Below are 1165 nucleotides of genomic sequence, written 5' to 3'. Positions count from 1 at the left end.
ATCTATGGTAAAATGATGGTAGCTCATAAGATTTCCTTTCGTAACTAGTTCGTTCAATTCTATTTTACTAGAAAATCTTATGAGTTTTTATTGTGCACTTATATTGTATATTCAAGGTAGAAAAAAATCCCATAAGTTCTATAATGAAAAGCGACCAAACCATCATTAGAAAGAATCATATGGAACCATTACATTTTATCACAAAACTACTCGATATCAAAGACCCAAACATCAAAATTCTAGATATCATCAATAGGGATGCACATAAAGAAATCTTTGCTAAACTAGATTATCCTACTTCTAAATGTTCCCAACTGCCAAGGACAAATGGATAAATATGATTTCTAAAAAGAATCTAACCCCCTATCTAGACTATGCGGGATACCAGGCTCTGATTCGCCTAAGAAAACAGCGCTTCCACTGTAAAGTCTGTAGAAAAGTGAGTATTGCTGGGACTTCCTTAGTCAAGAAGAGCCCTCAAATCTCATCTATTATTAACCAGAAAATTACTCAAAAATTAATCAAGAAAGTTCACTTGACGGTCATCACTAAGAAACTCTTTTCTTCGATCGTTTTCACATTGTACAACATATCAGCCGAGCTATGAGTCGTATGCGTGTTCAAATCATGAATCAATTGGATAGAAAATCGAACGAGCATAAGGCACTCAAACGTTACTGGAAACTCATTCAATAGGGTAATCGACAACTCAGCGATAAACGATTTTATCGCCCTACTTTTCGCATGCACTTGACGAATAAAGAAATTCTAGACAAGCTTTTGAGCTATTCAGAAGACTTGAAACACCACTATAAGCTCTATCAGCTCTTACTTTTTCACTTTCAGAATAAGGAGTCTAACAAATTATTCGGACTCATTGAGGACAATCTAAAGTAGGTTCATCCTCTTTTTCAGACTGTCTTTAAAACCTTCCTCAAGAACAAAGAGAAAATCGTCAACGCTCTTCAGTTACCCTATTCTAATGCAAAATTAGAAGTGACTAATAATCTCATTAAACTCATCAAACGAAATGCCTTTGGTTTTCGGAATTTTGAAAACTTCAAAAAACGGATTTTCATCACTCTGAACATCAAAAAAGAAAGGACAAAATTTGTCCTTTCTCGATCTTAGCTGACTTCAACCCACTACAGTTGACAAGGAGCCT

The 1165-nt window shown here is 35.0% G+C and carries 1 pseudogene; it reads left to right on the top strand.

Going from position 1 to position 1165, the window contains the following annotated elements:
* The first annotated feature begins 179 nt into the window (after positions 1 to 179).
* Positions 180 to 1131 (top strand): annotated as a pseudogene (locus M1F56_RS09670) (transposase).
* Positions 1132 to 1165: the final 34 nt, after the last annotated feature.

The sequence above is a fragment of the Streptococcus oralis genome (genome assembly GCF_023109005.1).
Lineage (GTDB): Bacteria > Bacillota > Bacilli > Lactobacillales > Streptococcaceae > Streptococcus > Streptococcus oralis_BU.
This window is presented reverse-complemented; position numbering and strand designations above follow the sequence as displayed.